The 2,305-nt window shown below is 70.7% G+C and carries 3 protein-coding genes and 1 pseudogene; 1 reads left to right on the top strand and 3 read right to left on the bottom strand.

Annotated features, from left to right (window positions below):
* Positions 1-115: 115 nt before the first annotated feature.
* On the bottom strand, positions 116-304 hold the full coding sequence (locus HII36_RS54715) for a hypothetical protein (RefSeq protein WP_173531304.1): 189 nt from the start codon (positions 302-304) through the stop codon (positions 116-118).
* A 156-nt stretch (positions 305-460) separates the two neighbouring features.
* Positions 461-1,438, bottom strand: coding sequence for a helix-turn-helix transcriptional regulator (locus HII36_RS54720; RefSeq protein WP_173531305.1), 978 nt, complete (start codon positions 1,436-1,438; stop codon positions 461-463).
* 46 nt (positions 1,439-1,484) lie between these two features.
* On the opposite strand from HII36_RS54720, the gene HII36_RS54725 reads away from it, so the two are divergent.
* Positions 1,485-1,937, top strand: coding sequence for a hypothetical protein (locus HII36_RS54725; RefSeq protein WP_173531306.1), 453 nt, complete (start codon positions 1,485-1,487; stop codon positions 1,935-1,937).
* Between the two features lie 4 nt (positions 1,938-1,941).
* Here the strand turns inward: HII36_RS54725 and HII36_RS56210 are convergent.
* Positions 1,942-2,305: pseudogene (locus tag HII36_RS56210) on the bottom strand (hypothetical protein); the annotation flags it as partial.

The raw sequence follows: 2,305 nt of genomic DNA on the forward strand, positions 1-2,305 counted from the left end.
CGCGATCATCCGCAGCCACCTCAAGCAGCTGCAGTATCGCCCTGACCTCTTGGACGCCTTCCTGGCACACACCGGCCTGATCACAAACCCGAGATCGACATGACACCCCAAACTTTCAGTCTCTGTAGCGGCGTCGGTCGGCCAGTAGCGGGCCGTCGTAGCCGCGGCGGCGCACCATCCGGACGGCGTCGTGCGCGGCCAGGCCGGTGAAGACCAGGCCGGAGCCGGGGTGCCCGGCCAGCGTGGTCGCCTCGTAGACGTCCCTGGTGCTGACCTGGACCAGCAGGCGCTCGTGGAGGTCCATGGCGCGCGCTCTCTCGAGTGCGGGGGTCTCCTTGTCGATATCCCCACGAAGGAGGCATCTCAGGCGCCCCGAAGGCTCTCAAAGCTCCCGAAGGTCCGGCAAGGTCCCGAAGGTTCCTGGCGCGACACGACCCGGCGCGGCGGCGACGCGGTGCGGTCAGGTGGGGTGGTAGCGGCGGGCGAGGGTGTCCACCGTGGTGGCCAGGCGTTCGCGCAGCTCCGCGGGCGCCAGCACCTCCACGTCGACGCCCAGGCGCAGGAACTCGCCCAGCGCGTGCTCGATCGACTCGATCGGCACGGTCACCCGCGTCCACCCCTCCGCGTCCTGCGGCTCGGCCGAATCCCGGGCCGCGGCCGCCATGCCCGGCGTCACCAGGTCGGACAGCCGCGCCAGCCCGTGCGGCGACAGCCGCACCACCGCCTCGCCCCACCGCAGCCTGGCCTCGAACTCGGCCAGGTACCCCTGCCAGTAAACCGCCAGGTCGAAGCCGGTCGGCCTGGCGAACGTCTCCTGCGACTGGTGCAGGTCGAGGATCTGCGACATCCGGTACGTACGCGTGTCGCCGCCGCACCCCGCCACCAGGTACCACCGGCCCGCCTTGATGACCAGCCCGTACGGGTCGAGCACCCGGTCGACCTCCTGCGGCGCCTTCCACCTGCGGTATCTGACCTGGAGACGGCGCTCGTTCCAGACCGCCTCGGCCACCGCCGGCAGGAACGTGACGGGCTCCGGGTCCCGGTACCAGGTGGGGGCGTCGAGGTGGAAGCGTTCCTGGATGCGTCCGGCCCGGTCGCGCAGTTCGACGGGGAGCGCGGCCATCAGCTTGAGCTGCGCGGCCGTGACCACCGCGCCCAGCCCCAGCTCGGCGGCCGGCCCCGGCAGCCCGGCCAGGAACAGCGACTCGGCCTCGTCGCTGGTCAGGCCGGTGAGCCTGGTGCGGTAGCCGTCGAGCAGCTGGTATCCGCCCTTCGGCCCGGCGTCCCCGTACAGGGGGATGCCGGCGGCGTGCAGCGACTCGACGTCGCGGTAGATGGTCCTGACCGAGACCTCCAGGCGCTCGGCCAGGTCCTGGGCCGTCATCCTGCCCCGCGTCTGGAGCAGCAGCAGGATCGAGACCAGGCGAGATGCACGCATATTCACTGACACTACATGTCAGTGACCCGGCCCTACGGTTCCCCGCATGAACGACTTCGACTTCTACGCGGGCACCTGGAACGTCGTGAACCGCAGGCTCGTCAAGATCCTCGCCGGCAGCGACGAATGGGACGAGTTCCCCGGCGTATCGGTCGCCACCCGGCACTTCGACGGCGCGGCCAGCTTCGACGAGATCGCCTTCCCGACAAAGGGCTGGCACGGCCTGACCGTCCGCATCTACAACCCGGCCACCGAGCAGTGGTCGATCTACTGGGCCAGCAGCGCGCGGGGCGTGCTGGACACCTCACCCATGGTCGGCTCCTTCACCGGAAACCGGGGCGAGTTCTACGGCGACGACGTGTTCGAGGGCCGTCCGATCCGCTGCCGCTTCATCTGGACGGTGATCGACGAGAACACCTGCCGGTGGGAGCAGGCGTTCTCGGTCGACGGGGAGCAGACCTGGGAGACCAACTGGACGATGGATTCCACCAGGGTCTGAGCGGTCAGGCCCGGGAATTGCTCCAGACGATCACGACCACGGCCACGACCGTGATCAGCAGCGCCACTCCGCCGACCACGATGACCCACCACCAGCCGGACCTCCTGGGCTCCGTCTCGTAGTGGGGGACGTCGGGGAGCATGTCCGGGGTGTAGGGCAGGCGCTGGGTGCTCGGCGCGTCGAGCCCGCGGCCCTGTCCCGGCCGTCCCTGTCCCGGCCGTCCCTGTCTGCGGGGTTGCGTGGGCGTGCCCTGCTGGTCGTCGTGGGGCGGGCCGGCCGGTCCCGGTTCTAGGTGCGGGACGGTGGGCTCCTGGCCGGGCCCCGGCGCAGGCGGCCCCGGCGGTTCCGGTATCGCGGTGGGGACGGTC

Origin of the sequence: Nonomuraea antri (assembly GCF_013283785.1) — a bacterium.
GTDB classification, from domain to species: Bacteria; Actinomycetota; Actinomycetes; order Streptosporangiales; family Streptosporangiaceae; genus Nonomuraea; species Nonomuraea antri.

Coding starts and splice junctions, on each gene's coding strand:
- HII36_RS54715 (WP_173531304.1), bottom strand. CDS start 304: ATGGACCTCCACGAGCGCCTGCTGGTCCAGGTCAGCACCAGGGACGTC.
- HII36_RS54720 (WP_173531305.1), bottom strand. CDS start 1,438: ATGCGTGCATCTCGCCTGGTCTCGATCCTGCTGCTGCTCCAGACGCGG.
- HII36_RS54725 (WP_173531306.1), top strand. CDS start 1,485: ATGAACGACTTCGACTTCTACGCGGGCACCTGGAACGTCGTGAACCGC.